Origin of the sequence: Pseudomonas sp. EggHat1, from assembly GCF_014892995.1 — a bacterium.
Taxonomy (GTDB): domain Bacteria; phylum Pseudomonadota; class Gammaproteobacteria; order Pseudomonadales; family Pseudomonadaceae; genus Aquipseudomonas; species Aquipseudomonas chaetocerotis.
This window is the reverse complement of the sequence record NZ_JACKQK010000011.1, coordinates 177263-192039: the sequence shown is the minus strand read 5'-3', so window position 1 is coordinate 192039 and position 14777 is coordinate 177263. Positions and strand designations below refer to the sequence as shown.

The following is a 14777-nucleotide window of genomic DNA, read 5'->3' as shown; positions in this document are numbered from 1 at the left end:
TCAGGCCAGTTTGCCGGCAGCTTCATGAATGGCGGCACGAATCCGCACATAGGTGGCGCAGCGACAGATGTTGCTGCTCATGGCTGCATCGATATCGGCATCGCTCGGCGCCTTGTTGCTGCTCAGCAACGCTGTCGCCGCCATGATCTGCCCGGACTGGCAGTAGCCGCATTGCACCACGTCCAATTGCCGCCAGGCTTCCTGCACCACCTTGCCCACGGCGTCTTCGCCGACCGCTTCGATGGTGCTGATGCGCTTGCCGGCCACCGCCGATACCGGGGTGACACAGGAGCGGGTCGGCTGGCCTTCAACGTTCACCGTGCAGGCGCCGCACAGGGCCATGCCACAGCCGTACTTGGTGCCGGTGAGATTGGCGACGTCGCGCAATGCCCAGAGCAGCGGCATGTCAGCGGCCACGTCCAGCTCATGGTCCTTGCCATTGAGATTCAGGGTAATCATGGTCTGCCCACCTTGTTCTGATGGTGTCTGATGGTTCCGGCATGGCATGCCGGTGGTCACGGTCAACCCCGCACGCAGGGGGCCAGATCACCACTGTAGAGGGCGCAAAACCTGCTGTCGCCGCCGACCACAGAGATCGGCAGAACCGGGCAATAAGTTCGTAGAATCGGGCAAGCTCACTGCCCTGCCCGCAGGCAGGGCAACAAGAAAGTCAGGCGGCGCGGCGCGAATCAGGTTCGGCGTGCTGAAGGTAGCTGGCGGAAACCAGCTCGGGGAAGTCGGCAAGCTCGCGTTGCAGCTGGCACTGCTCGGCGTAGTGTTCGATGGCCCGGCGATAGGCCATGCGGCGCTGGTCTTGCAGTTTGCGCCGGGTCTTGGCGTCAGGTTGGTCGTGCAGGTGCGCGTCATCGAAGATACGAGGCATCTCGGTTCTCCCGGAACGAGGACTGGAGGCCTCAGCTTGTTCCGCGAAGATGACGCTTTGACGGCGAGCGGATGAACAGGCGGTGAACCCGTTCTCTCAATCCTCGGTGTTGCGCAGCGACTTCGGCGACAGGCGCAAACTGCGCAGGCTGCGCTTGACGCTCTTGAGGTGGTTGACCAGGCTCGGCCCGCGCGCCATGGCCACGCCCATGGCCAGCACGTCGATCACCACCAGGTGGGCGATGCGCGAAGTCAGTGGGGTGTAGATCTCGGTATCTTCCTGTACGTCGATCGCCAGGTTGACGGTCGACAGCTCCGCCAGCGGTGTCTGGCTCGGGCACAGGGTGATCAGGCTGGCGCCGGACTCACGCACCAGGTTGGCGGTGATCAGCAGGTCCTTGGAACGGCCGGACTGGGAAATGCACACCGCCACGTCGCCCGGCTGCAGGGTCACCGCACTCATTGCCTGCATGTGCGGGTCGGAATAGGCCGCGGCGTTGAGCAGCAGGCGGAAGAATTTGTGCTGGGCATCGGCTGCCACCGCGCCGGACGCACCGAAGCCATAGAACTCCACGCGCTGAGCCTTCGAGCAGGCGGCGATGGCGCGCTGCAACGCCTCGGGGTCGAGCTTCTCGCGCACTTCCATCAGCGTATGCAGGGTGGTGTCGAAGATCTTCAGACTGAAGTCGGCGACCGAGTCATCCTCGTGAATCGCGAACTGGCCGAAGCTGGCCCCGGCCGCCAGGCTCTGCGCCAGCTTCAGCTTGAGGTCCTGAAAGCCGCTGCAACCGATGGCACGGCAAAAGCGCACGATGGTCGGCTCGCTGATGCCGACGCTATGCGCCAGCTCGGCCATGGAGCTGTGCATCACCGATGCAGGATCGAGCAAGACGTGATCGGCCACCTTGAGCTCGGACTTGCGCAGCAGGTGGCGCGACTGGGCGATGTGTTGCAACAGATTCACTGAGATAGGCTCTATGCAGAAAAGGGTCTACCGCGGCACTCGGCGGGTCATGGCTCGGTTATGATCGGCGGCCGGCGGTTGTAGTGACCTTGTAGTTATACTACATAGCTCGCACCCGCGCACAGCCAAGCGGCTGCCAATTCGCTGAACGAACTTTCCGGCAGAGGGGCGCAGCCGATCTTTTCACTGCCTCTTTGCTGCAAACGCAGGTAGCTTGCAACGGCCTGCCACAACGAGTCGGAGTCTTCCCTTGAGCATCCCCTGCGACATGCTGGTCTTCGGTGGTACGGGCGATCTGGCCCTACATAAACTGCTGCCAGCGCTTTATCACCTGCACCGCGAAGGACGCCTGCACGCCGATGTGCGCATCCTCGCCCTGGCCCGCAGCAGCCACACCCGCGAGGCCTACCAGGCCCTGGCCGAGCGTCACTGCCGCGCTCAGGTGGCGCGCGCCGACTTCGCCAACGAGACCTGGGCCAGCTTCGCCGCGCGCCTCGACTACTTCGCCATGGACGCTGCGCAAAGCGCCGATTTCGGCCGCCTGGCCAAACGCCTGGGGCGTGATGACGAGCGCGTGCGAGTCTACTACCTGGCCACCGCGCCAAGCCTGTTCGAAGCCATCGCCGCGCATCTGGCCAACGCCGGCCTGGCAGGCCCGGCAGCACGCATCGTGCTGGAAAAACCCATTGGCCACTCGCTGGAATCGGCCCGTGCGATCAACACCGCCATCGGCGCCGTGTTCGACGAAGCGCGGGTGTTTCGCATCGATCACTACCTGGGCAAGGAAACCGTGCAGAACCTCATGGCGCTGCGCTTCGCCAATGCCCTGTTCGAGCCGGTATGGCGCGCCGGGCATATCGATCACGTACAGATCAGCGTGTGCGAAACCCTCGGTGTGGAAAATCGCGGCAGCTACTACGACCAGGCCGGCGCCATGCGCGACATGATCCAGAATCACCTGCTGCAGCTGCTGTGCCTGGTGGCCATGGAAGCACCGGTGCGCTTCGACGCCGAAGCGGTGCGCAACGAAAAGGTGAAGATACTCGAAGCGCTGAAACCCATCTCCGGCCTCGACGTGCAGGACAAGACCGTGCGCGGCCAGTACACCGCCGGCAAGATCGGCGGCCATGACGTGCCCGCCTACTACTTCGAGAAGAACGTCGACAATGACAGCGACACCGAAACCTTCGTCGCCGTGCAGGTCGAGATCGACAACTGGCGCTGGGCTGGCGTGCCCTTCTACCTGCGCACCGGCAAACGCCTGGCGAAGAAGGCCTCGGAGATTCTCATCCAGTTCAAACCGGTGCCGCACCGCCTGTTCCACGAAGGCGAAGCCAACCAGTTGCTGATTCGCCTGCAGCCGGAAGAACGCATCAGCCTGCAACTGATGGCCAAGAACCCCGGCAAGGGCATGCACCTCAAACCGGTGGAGCTGGATCTCAACCTGGCCAACGCCTTCAACCAGCAACGCCGTTGGGACGCCTACGAGCGCCTGCTGCTCGATGTGATCGACGGTGATTCGACGCTGTTCATGCGCCGCGATGAAGTGGAGGCGGCCTGGCAGTGGGTCGATCCGATTCTGCAGGGCTGGCACCAGCACTACCAGAGCCCGCGCCCCTACCCGGCCGGCAGCGACGGGCCGGAGCAACTGCAACACCTACTCGAGCGCCACGGCCGGCACTGGGCCTGAAGGCGTAGCCCGGATGCAATCCGGGGGCTTTCAGCACCGCCGCGGATTTCATCCGGGCGACTGGCTTGCGGCTTGTCGCCTGAGGCTGCCTTGGTGCAGCAACACCATCGCCAGCACCAGTACGCCCAGCGCTCCGGCGCCGAGGAACAACCCTTCATACCCCAGTGCCTTGGCCAGTACCCCGCTGCTGGCCCCGACGAAGCCGGACAACAGCACCTGCGCCGAGGCCTGCAGGGTGAAGTCAGCGCCTTCGTGTTCGGGGCGGCACATGCGCATCATCGCGGCGAACAGGGCGACGGTGGACATGCCGTCGGCCACCTGCTCGAACAGAGTCACGGCGTAGACCAGCCCGGTATTGGCGCCCTGTCCCACCAGCAAGGCCAAGGCGGCGATGCCGATGGCCTGCAGGGCGCCGAACAGGATCAGCGCACGCAGCACGCCGATACGGGCGTAGAGCAGGCCGCCGATCACCGCGCCGCCGATGCCGGCCAGGCTGCTGATCAGCGTCAGTTGGCCGAGCTCCCCGGTGCTCCAGCCCTGATCCACCAGCATCGGCTTGATCATCGGTGAGCCGAGCGAGTCGCCCAACTTGAAGGTCAGCACCACCGCCAGCCACAGCAGCATGCCCGGCTGCGCCAGCAGGCCGCGATAGTGGTTCAACAGCAGACGCGGGCCGAGGGCGGTTTCGGCCAGGGCTGGCTGGAAGGGCAACACGCGGCGCTCGGGGAACAGCCAGATCGGCACGGTCATCAGCAGGATCAGGCCGGCCAGCAGGCCAAGCGCCAGGTTCCAGCCCAGCGGGTCGATCACCAGCAGCAGGCCACTGCCACTGACGATCATGCCGACCTTGTAGCCGCCGACCTGCAGGCTGTTGCCCAGACCACGCCAGCGTTCGGGCAGCAGGCGCACGGTAAGGCCATCGGTGGCGATGTCCTGGGTCGATGCCAGCAAGTTGATCAGTAGCAGCAAGCCGAGCAACAACCACAGGCCGGAGCCGAACAGCGTCTGCGGGGCGAGCAGCGCCAGTGCCGCGACACAGGCGATGACGCCGCTTTGCAGCGGCAATATCCAGCCACGGTGATGGCCCAGGCGGGGCGAGGCCAGACGGTCGATCCAGGGCGCCCACAAGACTTTAAGTAGCCAGGGTAGCGCCAGCAGCTTGAGCAAGCCGATCAGCGCCAGGTCGACGCCATGTTGGCGCAGCAGCACCGGCAGCGAGTGGGCGATCAGCCCGGAAGGAAGGCCCTGCGCGCAGTACAGCGAGGCCAGCAGCACCAGTGTGGCGTTGGATGGGCGAGGTGCGGTGGGCGACATGGCGGGCGCTCGCGGCAAAAGCGCAAGCCTAGTGGTTTGCGCCTGCAAGCGGCAATGCGAGGGTGGTTACAGTTCGTAGCCGGGTTCGTCGCGGCTGAAGCCCCTCCCACGGGGCAGGACGTTCGATTGGTTGTAGCCCGGATGCAATCCGGGGCCGTTGCTATCGCTCCCGGATTGCATCCGGGCTACGTGAAAAAAGTTCACGACGCCAAAGGCCCTATAGGCTATCCAGGCACTCGGTCAGGCCGTTTGCCAGGTTTTCCAGCAATTGCTCGTAACCGGTGGCACTCACCGGCAAGGTACCGCCCAGCGCATCCAGTTCCGCCAGCTTGACCGGCAAACCGGCGCTGAGTGTTTCGGCCAGGCGCGGACGCAGCGGCGGTTCGCTGAACACGCAGCTCGGGCCAGCCTCTTGCAGCGTCTTGCGCATGGCAGCGACATGGCGCGCGCCGGGCTGTACTTCGGTCAACACGCTGAATACGCCGGCGTGCTTGAGGCCGTAGGCAGCCTCGAAATAGTCGAAGGCCTCGTGGAAGACAAAATACGGCTTGCCTTGCAAGGCAGCCAATTGCGGACGGATACGGCTATCGAGCGCATCCAGGCGCGCTTCGAAGGCTTGCAGGTTGGCGTCGTAACGCGCGGCGTTGGCGGCATCCAGCTGAGCCAGGTCGGCCGCCATGCGCGCGGCGATCACCCGGGCATTGTCAGCGGCCAGCCAAAGGTGCGCATCCAGGCTGCCCGGACGGTGATCATGGTCATGACCCAGGTCGTCACCGGCATGTTCGTGCGCGTGATCATGATCATCGTGGCCATTTTCATGCTCTTCATGATCTTCTCCGAAGTGACGCAGGGTCATGCCGGGCAGATCCTGCACAGCCACCTGCGGCTTGTCACGGCTGTCCAGCACGCGCGGCAGAAAACTCTCCATGTCCGGGCCAATCCAGTACAGCAGGTCGGCATCACGCACTCGCCGTACGTCGGACGGGCGCAATGCATAGTGATGCGGTGATGCACCAGATGGCAGCAACACCTCGGGTTCGCCGAGGCCGTCCTGCACCGCCGCAGCGATCAGTTGCAGCGGTTTGATACTGGTCAGGACACGCACTTCGGCCTGGGCATTGGCGACGAAAAACAGGGTAAAGAAGCAGAAAAGACGCAACACGGGGCATACTCGGATGGAAATGAACGGGTAATATAATAACGTCTCTTATCAGCGCCGTCCTTGCCCATGACCGACACACCTCTGGCTGCACGCCCTCACGACCACTCCCGCTGCGTCAGCCATGCGCTGGCCGAGGCCGAAGCCATCTGCGCCCGCCAGGGGCTGCGCCTGACCGCCCTGCGCAAGCGCGTGCTGGAGCTGGTGTGGGCCAGCCACAAGCCACTCGGCGCCTATGACATTCTCGGCGTACTGAGTGACGAAGACGGCCGCCGCGCCGCGCCACCCACCGTCTACCGCGCGCTGGATTTTCTCCTGGAAAACGGCCTGGTACATCGCATTGCATCGCTCAACGCCTTCGTCGGCTGCAGCCACCCCGAGCATGCGCATCAGGGCCAGTTCCTGATCTGCCGCGCGTGCCATGCGGCCACCGAACTGGAGCAGCCAGCGATCAGCCAGGCCATCGTCGACGGCGCGGCCGGCGTCGGTTTCGTCGTCGAAAGCCAGACCGTTGAAGTGGTCGGCCTCTGCGCAGGCTGCAAGGGCGCGGCATGAGCGATGCGCTGATACAGCTCGACGGGGTCGCTGTCAGCTTCAACGGCCAGCCTGTGCTGGATGACGTGCAACTAAGCGTGCAGCCCGGCGAAATCGTCACCCTGATCGGCCCCAACGGCGCCGGCAAGACCACCCTGGTGCGCGTCGTGCTCGGCCTGCTGCAGCCTGAGCGCGGCAACGTGCGCCGGGCGCCACGCCTGCGCATCGGCTACATGCCGCAAAAACTCCACGTCGACGCCACCCTGCCGCTGTCAGTGCTGCGCTTCCTGCGCCTGGTGCCGGGGGTGGATCGCAAGCGCGCGCTGGCGGCACTGGCCGAGGTGGGCGCCGAGCAGGTGATCGACAGCCCGCTGCAGAGCATTTCCGGTGGCGAGATGCAGCGCGTGCTGCTGGCTCGTGCCCTGCTGCGCGAGCCGCAACTGCTGGTGCTCGACGAGCCGGTGCAGGGCGTCGACGTGGCCGGCCAGGCCGAGCTGTACCGGCTGATCTCGCGGCTGCGCGAGCGCCATGGCTGCGGCGTGCTGATGGTCTCGCACGACCTGCACCTGGTGATGAGTGCCACTGACCAGGTGGTCTGCCTCAACCGCCATGTGTGCTGTTCCGGTCACCCGGAGCAGGTCAGCGGCGACCCGGCCTTCATCGAACTGTTCGGCCAGGACGCCAAGAGCCTGGCCGTCTACCACCACCATCATGACCACGCTCACGACCTGCATGGCGGCGTGGTTCAGCCAGGCCTGACCATCCACGGCCCGGCGCACGTTCACGGCCCTGGTTGCAAACACTGATGCCCGACTTCCTCCTCAACGCTCTGCTCGCCGGCCTTACCCTGGCCCTGGTGGCCGGCCCGCTCGGCTCCTTCGTGGTGTGGCGGCGCATGGCCTATTTTGGCGACACCCTGTCCCATGCCGCCCTGCTTGGCGTGGCATTGGGGCTGATGCTCGACGTCAGCCCGACCCTGACGGTGACGGTCGGCTGCGTGCTGCTCGCGGTGCTGCTGGTCACCCTGCAACAACGCCAGCCACTGGCCTCCGACACCCTGCTCGGCATCCTCGCCCACAGCACCCTGTCGCTGGGCCTGGTGGCGCTGAGCTTCATGCATGACGTGCGTATCGACCTGATGAGCTACCTGTTCGGCGACCTGCTTGCCGTCAGCCCCACCGACCTGGCCTGGATCATCGGTGGCAGCGCGCTGGTGCTGGCACTGTTGGCCTGGCTATGGCGGCCGCTGCTGGCGATCACCGTGCATGAGGAACTGGCGCGGGTCGAAGGCCTGCCGGTGGCAGCGATTCGCCTGGCACTGATGCTGCTGATCGCCGTGGTGATTGCCGTGGCGATGAAGATCGTTGGCGTATTGCTGATCACCTCGCTGTTGATCATCCCCGCCGCCGCCGCCCAGCGTCATGCGCGCACGCCGGAGCAGATGGCCGTGGGCGCCAGCCTGCTCGGCCTGCTGGCGGTGTGCTGTGGCCTGGCGCTGTCCTGGTATCAGGACACGCCGGCCGGGCCCTCCATCGTGGTCAGCGCCGCTGCGCTGTTTCTGGCCAGCTTTGCGCTGCCCAAGCGCAACAGCTGATGGCGCGCTCTGCGTAGCCCGGATGCAATCCGGGAAGGCTCCAGCACGTTTTCCCCGGATTGCATCCGGGCTACGGCGCGACCGATCGAGATGAAATCAGTGGTACGAACCTGTATGATTGCGCGTTTTTTGCACAATTCGAGACGCGTAGTTATGAAGTCGTTCGCTTTTCGTGGTCTTCCGCTTTTTCTGGTTCTACTCCTGGCCGGTTGCCAGAGCAGCCAGCAGCACAGCCTCCCGCCGGTCGACGATCTGGTCGTCGCCTTCCGTCAGCTCGACCTGAGCCTTGCCGAAGAACGTCTCGACGACGCGCGCAGCCAGCTCAGCACGCTACAGCAACGCGCCAGCGGCGACACACGCTTGGAGCAGTACCAGCGCCAGCTGGCCGAGGCTTATATGGAGCAGGGCCGCGAAGCGCTGCAGCAGGGCGATCTGGACCGCGCCGCGCAGGCGCTGGGCCAGGCCCGCAGCCTGATGCCACAGGCGCCAGCCCTGAGTCACGACCTCAACCAGGCCATCGACAGCGCCCGCACGGCGCGCCAGGCGGCTGCCGAGCAACAGGCGCGCGATGCCGCCACCAAGCTCGACGCCGAGCGCCAGGAACGACTGCGCCAGCAGCGCCTGACCAGCGAACGCCAGGCCGCGGCGAGCGTCGCAGCCATACCTGCCAGCCAGCCGACGCCCGTGGTCGAGAGCAAGCCGACAGCACGCCTGATCGATCCGAGCGCGGCCACCAGCATCGTGGCCATGCCTATGCTGGACAGCCAGGACAACGAAAACCTGCGCCGCCTGCTCGACAGCGTGGCCGCCGATGTCGTGACCTTTCGCTGCGCGGTGCGCATCGAAGTACGCGAGGCCAAGGATTACCCCTGGGTCGCCGCGCTGCTCTCGGCACGCATCAAGAAACTCGATCCGAGCTTCCGTCCGCAGCTGAGCCAGAAGATCGCTCCGCAGCAGATACCGCGCCTGCTGTTGAGCCCAAAGCGCAACTGATGTCGGTCGCTTATCGGTAATGCCATTTTGTAATAACTATAGGCCAACAAAGATTTTCTCGGCCTAAACACCGCCGGGTAAACTAGCGCCCTTTTGCGCCTACCCGGCGCCAACGGCCGCTTCAGCAATCCCAGAACCCGGCCCTGAACATACCCAAAAGGTCGTTCGCGTGATCCAGTTTCAATCCGTCCACAAAGCCTACCGCGTCGCCGGTCGCGAGATTCCGGCACTGCAGCCCACCACGCTGCAGGTCGGCAGCGGCCAGGTGTTCGGCATCATCGGCCACTCCGGTGCCGGCAAGAGCACACTGCTGCGCCTGATCAACCGCCTGGAGGAACCCTCGGGTGGGCGCATCGAGATCGACGGTGTCGACGTCACCGCCCTCGATGCGGGTGGCCTGCGCCGTTTCCGTCAGCAGGTCGGGATGATCTTCCAGCACTTCAACCTGCTGTCGTCAAAGACCGTTGCCGACAACATCGCCATGCCGCTGCGTCTGGCCGGCGAGCTGAGCCGCGCCGAGATCGACGCCCGCGTCGCCGAGCTGCTCGCGCGCGTCGGCCTGCAGGATCACGCCAACAAATATCCGGCGCAGCTCTCCGGTGGGCAGAAGCAGCGCGTCGGCATCGCCCGTGCACTGAGCACCCGGCCGAAGATCCTGCTGTGCGACGAGGCGACCAGCGCTCTGGACCCGCAGACCACCACCGCCGTGCTGCAACTGCTGGCCGAGATCAATCGCGAACTGGGCCTGACCATCGTGCTGATCACCCACGAGATGGACGTGATCCGCCGCGTCTGCGACCGCGTGGCAGTGATGGATGCCGGCGTCATCGTCGAGGAAGGCCCGGTGGCCGAGGTGTTCCTGCACCCGCAGCACCCGACCACGCGGCGCTTCGTGCAGGAGTCCGAGCATGTCGACGAGGCCGAGCAGCGCGACGACTTCGCCCATGTCGAGGGCCGCATCCTGCGCCTGACCTTCCAGGGCGAAGCCACCTACGCACCACTGCTGGGCACCGTGGCCCGTGAAACCGGGGTGGACTACAGCATCCTCGCCGGGCGCATCGACCGCATCAAGGACACACCCTACGGCCAGCTCACCCTGGCCCTGACCGGTGGCGACATCGACGCCGCGCTGGCGCGCTTTGAAACCGCCGACGTGCATCTGGAGGTACTGCGCTGATGCTCGAACAACTGCTACCCAACGTGTTCTGGCCGGAAATCTGGCAGGCCAGCCTCGACACCCTGAACATGCTACTCGGCTCGATGCTGTTCACCGTGCTGCTCGGCCTGCCGCTCGGCGTGCTGCTGTTTCTCACCGGCCCGCGTCAGCTGTTCGAACAGAAGGCCCTTTACGGCGCGCTGTCGCTGGTGGTGAACATCCTGCGTTCGGTGCCCTTCGTCATCCTCTTGATCCTGATGATCCCCTTCACCGAGCTGCTGGTCGGTACTTCGCTGGGTGTGGCCGGCGCCATTCCGCCGCTGGTGGTGGGCGCCACGCCGTTCTTCGCGCGCCTGGTGGAAACCGCCCTGCGCGAAGTCGAGCGCGGCATCATCGAAGCGACTCAGGCCATGGGCGCCACCACCTGGCAGATCATCACCCGCGCGCTGCTGCCCGAGGCGTTGCCCGGTCTGCTCGCGGCCACCACCGTCACCGCGATTACCCTGGTGTCCTACACCGCCATGAGCGGCCTGATCGGCGGCGGCGGCCTCGGCGACCTGGCCGTGCGCTACGGCTACCAGCGCTACCAGCCGGACGTGATGGCCGTGACCGTGATCCTGCTACTGATCCTGGTGCAGGTGCTGCAGATGGTCGGTGATCGGCTGGTCGTACATTTTTCTCGCAAGTGATTATGAAAAGCGGCGACTCGCCACCCGCGAGACCCGCGCCAACCTTCCCAAAAGGAACCTTGAAATGAAGAAGCTGCTGACTGCCATCGCCGCCTGCGCGGCCTTCTCGGCCCAGGCCGAAACCCTCAACGTCGCTGCCACCCCGGTGCCGCACGCGGAGATCCTCGAGTTCGTCAAACCGGCCCTGGCCAAAGAAGGCGTGGAGCTGAAGGTGCGCGTGTTCACCGACTACGTGCAGCCCAACCTGCAGGTGCAGCAGAAGAACCTCGACGCCAACTTCTTCCAGCACCAGCCGTACCTGGACGAGTTCAATGCCAGCCGCAAGACCGATCTGGTCAGCGTTGCCGGTGTGCACGTCGAGCCCTTCGGCGCGTACTCGAGCAAGATCAAGGACCTCAGCGAGCTGCCGCAGGGCGCCACCGTGGCCATCCCCAACGATGCCACCAATGGCGGCCGCGCCCTGCTGCTGCTGCAGAAAGCCGGTGTGATCACGCTCAAACCGGAAGCCGGCATCCTCGCCACGCCGAAGGACATCGTCGAGAACCCGAAGGCGATCAAGGTGCGTGAACTGGAAGCGGCCACCCTGCCGCGCGTGCTGAGCCAGGTCGACCTCGCCCTGATCAACACCAACTACGCCCTAGAAGCCAAGCTGAACCCGACCCAGGATGCCCTGGCCATCGAAGGCAGCGACTCGCCGTACGTCAACATCCTAGTGACCCGCGCCGACAACAAGGACAGCGACGCCGTACAGAAGCTGGTCAAGGCCCTGCACAGCGCCGAGGTCAAGCAGTTCATCGAAGAGAAGTACAAAGGCGCCGTCGTCCCGGCGTTCTGATCACCGCTGACGCTGTACCCGATGCCGCGCCGCTGCAAAGCTGCGCGGCATTTTCATGTGCGGCATGCATCGGCAAGCCCTCGGCGATCCGTAGGGTGTGCCGTGCGCACCGGGGGCAACGCGACCACCGCCCCGGATTGCATCCGGGCTACGATCATCCGAAATCGTCGGTGCGCACGGCGCACCCTACTTGACTCTGGTTTTTTCCGGCCGCGTCCAGATGAACAGTGCGCCGCAACTCATGCCGGCGGCGGCGAACAGCACGGAAGGCAGGTGATCGACGGTCAGCAGCAGGATGATCAGCGCTAGCAGCATGCTGCCACTCGCCACCCACTTGGTACGCCGGGCGATCAGGCCGCCGTTCTTCCAGTCGCGCAGCAGCGGGCCGAACACCCGATGATTCTCCAGCCACGCGGCCAGACGCGGAGAACTGCGCGACGCTGCCCAGGCCGCCAACAGCACGAACTCGGTCGTGGGAAGGCCCGGCAATATCACTCCGAGCATGGCCATACCAATGCTCAGGTAGGCCAACAGCAGCCATAGCCAACGCTGCCAGGCCGAGCGCGCCAGCGTGATTTCAGGCAAAGCAGCGTTCCAGGTGTACGGTGAAACGCTCGAAGGCCGCGATGGCCGCTACCTCGGCCAGACGCTCCTGCTCGGCATCCAGTTCGACGCTGTCGAGCACGGCGGTAAAAGCCTTCCAACCCTGCGCGCGACCACCTTCCGGCTCGCCCAGATGACGCGCGCCAAAGGTCTCGCTCAGGCCCAGCGCCGGCATGCGCTTGAGCAGGAAAGCGGCGCCCAGCTTGGAGCCTTCGGAAACGAACAGCCAGGCGAGCGCTTCGCCGGTGCCCATGACCTTGTTGCGGATGGCGTCATCGCCCTCTGGCAGCGCGCGCTGCAGATCGGCCAGGTCCAGCACGGCCTGCTCGACACGGCAGCGCTGCGGCAGATCAGGCACGAGCCTGATCAGCTGCGGGTCGTTATAGAGCTTTTCCAGATCACGCTGGAACAGATATTGGGCGGCCACGAAGTGGGAAAACCGCTCCGGGCTCCCGAACGGATCATGGCTCTTGACCAGGTTGTCGAGGTGACTGTGCGGCTCGTGGGTAATCTGGTTCAGGCGCTGCGAACGCAGAGGATGGGACAGTTGCGAAGAGGCGGTCATGGAAAGCTCGCTGATGACTGGCATGAAGTAAGGCAGCCCGTCCCTTGCACCGCTCGATGAAGCGTGCAGGACGTTAGACCGCCACTGCCTTATAAAGACGAACGAACCTGCCAAGCTCCGTAAAAATAAAGCGAAACACAGGGATATCACGCTACAGACGGGCTTCGCGCACGCGCTCGCTATCCGGCCTTATTAAAAGTGATTATTATTCACGAAGTAGTCGGCGAATCAGGCTTGCCAGTGACCATCTCCAATCTAGACAGCGTATTCATCAGCCAGCGCACCCCGCTGCTGCGCACGCTGGTAAAAATCGTTAAGAACGCCAGCATCGCCGAGGAACTGGTGCAGGAAACCTACCTGCGGGTCGCCCGCAGCCTGCGCGACAAACCGGTCGATCACCTCGAACCCTTTCTCTTCCAGACAGGCCGCAATCTGGCGCTCGACCACTTGCGCCGCGAGCGCATGCAGTCACGCACCATGCTCGATGACGTGCCGGACGCCATCATGCAGGCCGTTCCCGCTCCGGGTTCATCCAGCGAAGACAGTCTGCACGCCGAACGCCTGCTACAACGGCTGGGCAACGCACTGGAGCAGTTGAGCGAACGCCAGCAGCGCATCTTCATCCTCAGCCGTCTGCATGGTCAGGGTTATGCCGAGATCGCTGCAGAGCTCGGCGTGTCAGCCAGCACGGTGCAGAAAGAGCTCAAGTTGATCATGACCCTGTGCATGACCCTGCTCGAGCGCCTCGCGCCTCCGACATGAGCAACTATCGCTCACCCGCACCTTCGGCCAGAATATCGCCCCCCGGTTTCGAGAACAGCCCGATGCACCCGCAGCAGGGAACCCCCAACGACAGCGACGCATCGCTGAGCCAGGCGCTGGACTGGCTGCTTCTGCTGGAACATGCGGACGATGATTGCCGGGCGCGATTCACCGAATGGCTGGCCGCCTCCCCTGCCAATGCCGAAGCATTCGAGCGTGCGCAACAGTGCTGGCAATCATCCACGCTGGTCACCGCAGCCGCGCGCCTGGAGCAGCGCAGACAACCGGCGCCCAGGCGCTCGCGGCGCATCGGTAGAACGCTGGCGATCGCCGCCTCGCTGCTGCTGGTGGTCGGCATCACCCTGCAAAGCGATCTGCTGCTGCGCCTGCGCGCCGATCATGTCACTGCCGTTGGCCAGCGCCAGAGCCTGGATCTGGCCGATGGCTCGCACGTTCTGCTCAACACCGGTAGCGCGTTCTCCAGCCAGATCGACGCGAGTCAGCGCGTCACGCAGTTGTTCAGAGGCGAAGCCTATTTCGATGTCGCCAAGGACAGCAGCCGTCCATTTCAGGTTGCCGCTGGCCCCGTTCTGATATCGGTACGCGGCACCGCATTCTCCGTGCGCTACCTCGACGATACCGCCGAAGTCAGCGTCGAGCGGGGCGAGATCGAAGTGCATGCGCGCGGCAACGACACGCGCATCTACCTGGTAAGCGGCGATAGCATCCGTGTCGGCCCGGACGGTGTCGACAAGCGCATACACGGCGCCACAGCCAATCAGCTCGCGTGGGTTCAGGGCCGCCTGATCTTCGATGACCGCCCTTTGTACGAAGTCCTGGATGAACTGCGCCGCTACTACCCCGGCTGGATCATCAACCGCAACGCCCGTCTGGATGATCTGCGCATCACCGGCAACTATCGCCTGAGCGAACCGGCCGACATCATGCGCTCGCTGGCGCAGGTGACCTCGGCGCAGCTTCAAGAGTACCCATCGCTGCTGATTCTCAACTGAGAAAAAGAATTTTTACGCTCCAGG

17 protein-coding genes are annotated in these 14777 nt (G+C 64.6%); 10 read left to right on the top strand and 7 right to left on the bottom strand.

Annotated elements, in window-relative coordinates; translation table 11 throughout:
* From INS93_RS17805 to hexR, 3 genes are all read right to left on the bottom strand, one after another.
* A complete protein-coding gene (locus INS93_RS17805; RefSeq protein ID WP_192984455.1) occupies positions 1-459 on the bottom strand; it encodes a (2Fe-2S)-binding protein in 459 nt (152 codons plus the stop codon).
* A gap of 211 nt (positions 460-670) precedes the next feature.
* Entirely contained in the window at positions 671-883 is a 213-nt protein-coding gene (locus INS93_RS17800; protein WP_192984452.1) for a PA3496 family putative envelope integrity protein, read from the bottom strand.
* A gap of 96 nt (positions 884-979) precedes the next feature.
* The gene (hexR, locus tag INS93_RS17795) at positions 980-1846 is read right to left on the bottom strand and encodes a transcriptional regulator HexR (RefSeq protein WP_017676165.1); all 867 of its coding nucleotides are present in this window, start codon (positions 1844-1846) and stop codon (positions 980-982) included.
* Positions 1847-2114: 268 nt separating this feature from the next.
* On the opposite strand from hexR, the gene zwf reads away from it, so the two are divergent.
* On the top strand, positions 2115-3536 hold the full coding sequence (zwf, locus tag INS93_RS17790; protein ID WP_226945609.1) for a glucose-6-phosphate dehydrogenase: 1422 nt from the start codon (positions 2115-2117) through the stop codon (positions 3534-3536).
* A gap of 48 nt (positions 3537-3584) precedes the next feature.
* Here zwf and INS93_RS17785 read toward each other — a convergent pair whose 3' ends face one another.
* Together INS93_RS17785 and znuA are read right to left on the bottom strand one after the other, a co-directional pair.
* Entirely contained in the window at positions 3585-4850 is a 1266-nt protein-coding gene (locus tag INS93_RS17785) for an MFS transporter (RefSeq protein ID WP_192984446.1), read from the bottom strand.
* A 217-nt stretch (positions 4851-5067) separates the two neighbouring features.
* Positions 5068-6012, bottom strand: coding sequence for a zinc ABC transporter substrate-binding protein ZnuA (znuA, locus tag INS93_RS17780; RefSeq protein WP_192984443.1), 945 nt, complete (start codon positions 6010-6012; stop codon positions 5068-5070).
* 66 nt (positions 6013-6078) lie between these two features.
* On the opposite strand from znuA, the gene zur reads away from it, so the two are divergent.
* The 7 genes from zur to INS93_RS17745 all read left to right on the top strand — a co-directional run bounded on the left by zur (position 6079) and on the right by INS93_RS17745 (position 11810).
* Positions 6079-6564: a zinc uptake transcriptional repressor Zur gene (zur, locus tag INS93_RS17775; RefSeq protein ID WP_079785179.1), complete on the top strand. Its 486-nt coding sequence runs from the start codon at positions 6079-6081 to the stop codon at positions 6562-6564.
* Positions 6561-7349: a zinc ABC transporter ATP-binding protein ZnuC gene (gene znuC, locus INS93_RS17770; RefSeq protein WP_192984440.1), complete on the top strand. Its 789-nt coding sequence runs from the start codon at positions 6561-6563 to the stop codon at positions 7347-7349. The genes zur and znuC overlap by 4 nt, the downstream gene beginning before the upstream one ends.
* The gene (gene znuB / locus INS93_RS17765; RefSeq protein WP_192984436.1) at positions 7349-8137 is read left to right on the top strand and encodes a zinc ABC transporter permease subunit ZnuB; all 789 of its coding nucleotides are present in this window, start codon (positions 7349-7351) and stop codon (positions 8135-8137) included. Before znuC ends, znuB begins: the two co-directional genes overlap by 1 nt.
* Positions 8138-8290: 153 nt before the next feature.
* Complete coding sequence (locus INS93_RS17760) at positions 8291-9130, top strand: PA5502 family lipoprotein (RefSeq protein ID WP_192984433.1); 840 nt, start codon at positions 8291-8293, stop codon at positions 9128-9130.
* A gap of 169 nt (positions 9131-9299) precedes the next feature.
* Positions 9300-10307: a methionine ABC transporter ATP-binding protein gene (locus INS93_RS17755; RefSeq protein ID WP_192984430.1), complete on the top strand. Its 1008-nt coding sequence runs from the start codon at positions 9300-9302 to the stop codon at positions 10305-10307.
* Positions 10307-10975: a methionine ABC transporter permease gene (locus INS93_RS17750; RefSeq protein WP_012020239.1), complete on the top strand. Its 669-nt coding sequence runs from the start codon at positions 10307-10309 to the stop codon at positions 10973-10975. The genes INS93_RS17755 and INS93_RS17750 overlap by 1 nt, the downstream gene beginning before the upstream one ends.
* A 64-nt stretch (positions 10976-11039) precedes the next feature.
* A complete protein-coding gene (locus INS93_RS17745) occupies positions 11040-11810 on the top strand; it encodes a MetQ/NlpA family ABC transporter substrate-binding protein (protein ID WP_192984427.1) in 771 nt (256 codons plus the stop codon).
* A gap of 186 nt (positions 11811-11996) precedes the next feature.
* Here the strand turns inward: INS93_RS17745 and INS93_RS17740 are convergent, their stop codons facing one another.
* On the bottom strand, positions 11997-12395 hold the full coding sequence (locus INS93_RS17740; protein ID WP_192984424.1) for a YbaN family protein: 399 nt from the start codon (positions 12393-12395) through the stop codon (positions 11997-11999).
* Complete coding sequence (locus INS93_RS17735; RefSeq protein WP_192984421.1) at positions 12388-12978, bottom strand: biliverdin-producing heme oxygenase; 591 nt, start codon at positions 12976-12978, stop codon at positions 12388-12390. The genes INS93_RS17740 and INS93_RS17735 overlap by 8 nt, the downstream gene beginning before the upstream one ends.
* A 240-nt stretch (positions 12979-13218) precedes the next feature.
* Between INS93_RS17735 and INS93_RS17730 the strand changes: the two genes are divergently transcribed.
* A complete protein-coding gene (locus INS93_RS17730) occupies positions 13219-13740 on the top strand; it encodes an RNA polymerase sigma factor (protein WP_160016512.1) in 522 nt (173 codons plus the stop codon).
* 62 nt (positions 13741-13802) lie between these two features.
* Positions 13803-14753, top strand: coding sequence for a FecR domain-containing protein (locus INS93_RS17725; protein ID WP_192984593.1), 951 nt, complete (start codon positions 13803-13805; stop codon positions 14751-14753).
* Positions 14754-14777: the final 24 nt, after the last annotated feature.

Excerpts from the sequence above, each read along its gene's own strand:
- INS93_RS17805 (WP_192984455.1), bottom strand. The coding sequence starts at position 459 with ATGATTACCCTGAATCTCAATGGCAAGGACCATGAGCTGGACGTGGCC.
- INS93_RS17800 (WP_192984452.1), bottom strand. The coding sequence starts at position 883 with ATGCCTCGTATCTTCGATGACGCGCACCTGCACGACCAACCTGACGCC.
- zwf (WP_226945609.1), top strand. The coding sequence starts at position 2,115 with ATGCTGGTCTTCGGTGGTACGGGCGATCTGGCCCTACATAAACTGCTG.
- INS93_RS17785 (WP_192984446.1), bottom strand. The coding sequence starts at position 4,850 with ATGTCGCCCACCGCACCTCGCCCATCCAACGCCACACTGGTGCTGCTG.
- zur (WP_079785179.1), top strand. The coding sequence starts at position 6,079 with ATGACCGACACACCTCTGGCTGCACGCCCTCACGACCACTCCCGCTGC.
- znuC (WP_192984440.1), top strand. The coding sequence starts at position 6,561 with ATGAGCGATGCGCTGATACAGCTCGACGGGGTCGCTGTCAGCTTCAAC.
- znuB (WP_192984436.1), top strand. The coding sequence starts at position 7,349 with ATGCCCGACTTCCTCCTCAACGCTCTGCTCGCCGGCCTTACCCTGGCC.
- INS93_RS17760 (WP_192984433.1), top strand. The coding sequence starts at position 8,291 with ATGAAGTCGTTCGCTTTTCGTGGTCTTCCGCTTTTTCTGGTTCTACTC.
- INS93_RS17750 (WP_012020239.1), top strand. The coding sequence starts at position 10,307 with ATGCTCGAACAACTGCTACCCAACGTGTTCTGGCCGGAAATCTGGCAG.
- INS93_RS17745 (WP_192984427.1), top strand. The coding sequence starts at position 11,040 with ATGAAGAAGCTGCTGACTGCCATCGCCGCCTGCGCGGCCTTCTCGGCC.
- INS93_RS17735 (WP_192984421.1), bottom strand. The coding sequence starts at position 12,978 with ATGACCGCCTCTTCGCAACTGTCCCATCCTCTGCGTTCGCAGCGCCTG.
- INS93_RS17725 (WP_192984593.1), top strand. The coding sequence starts at position 13,803 with ATGCACCCGCAGCAGGGAACCCCCAACGACAGCGACGCATCGCTGAGC.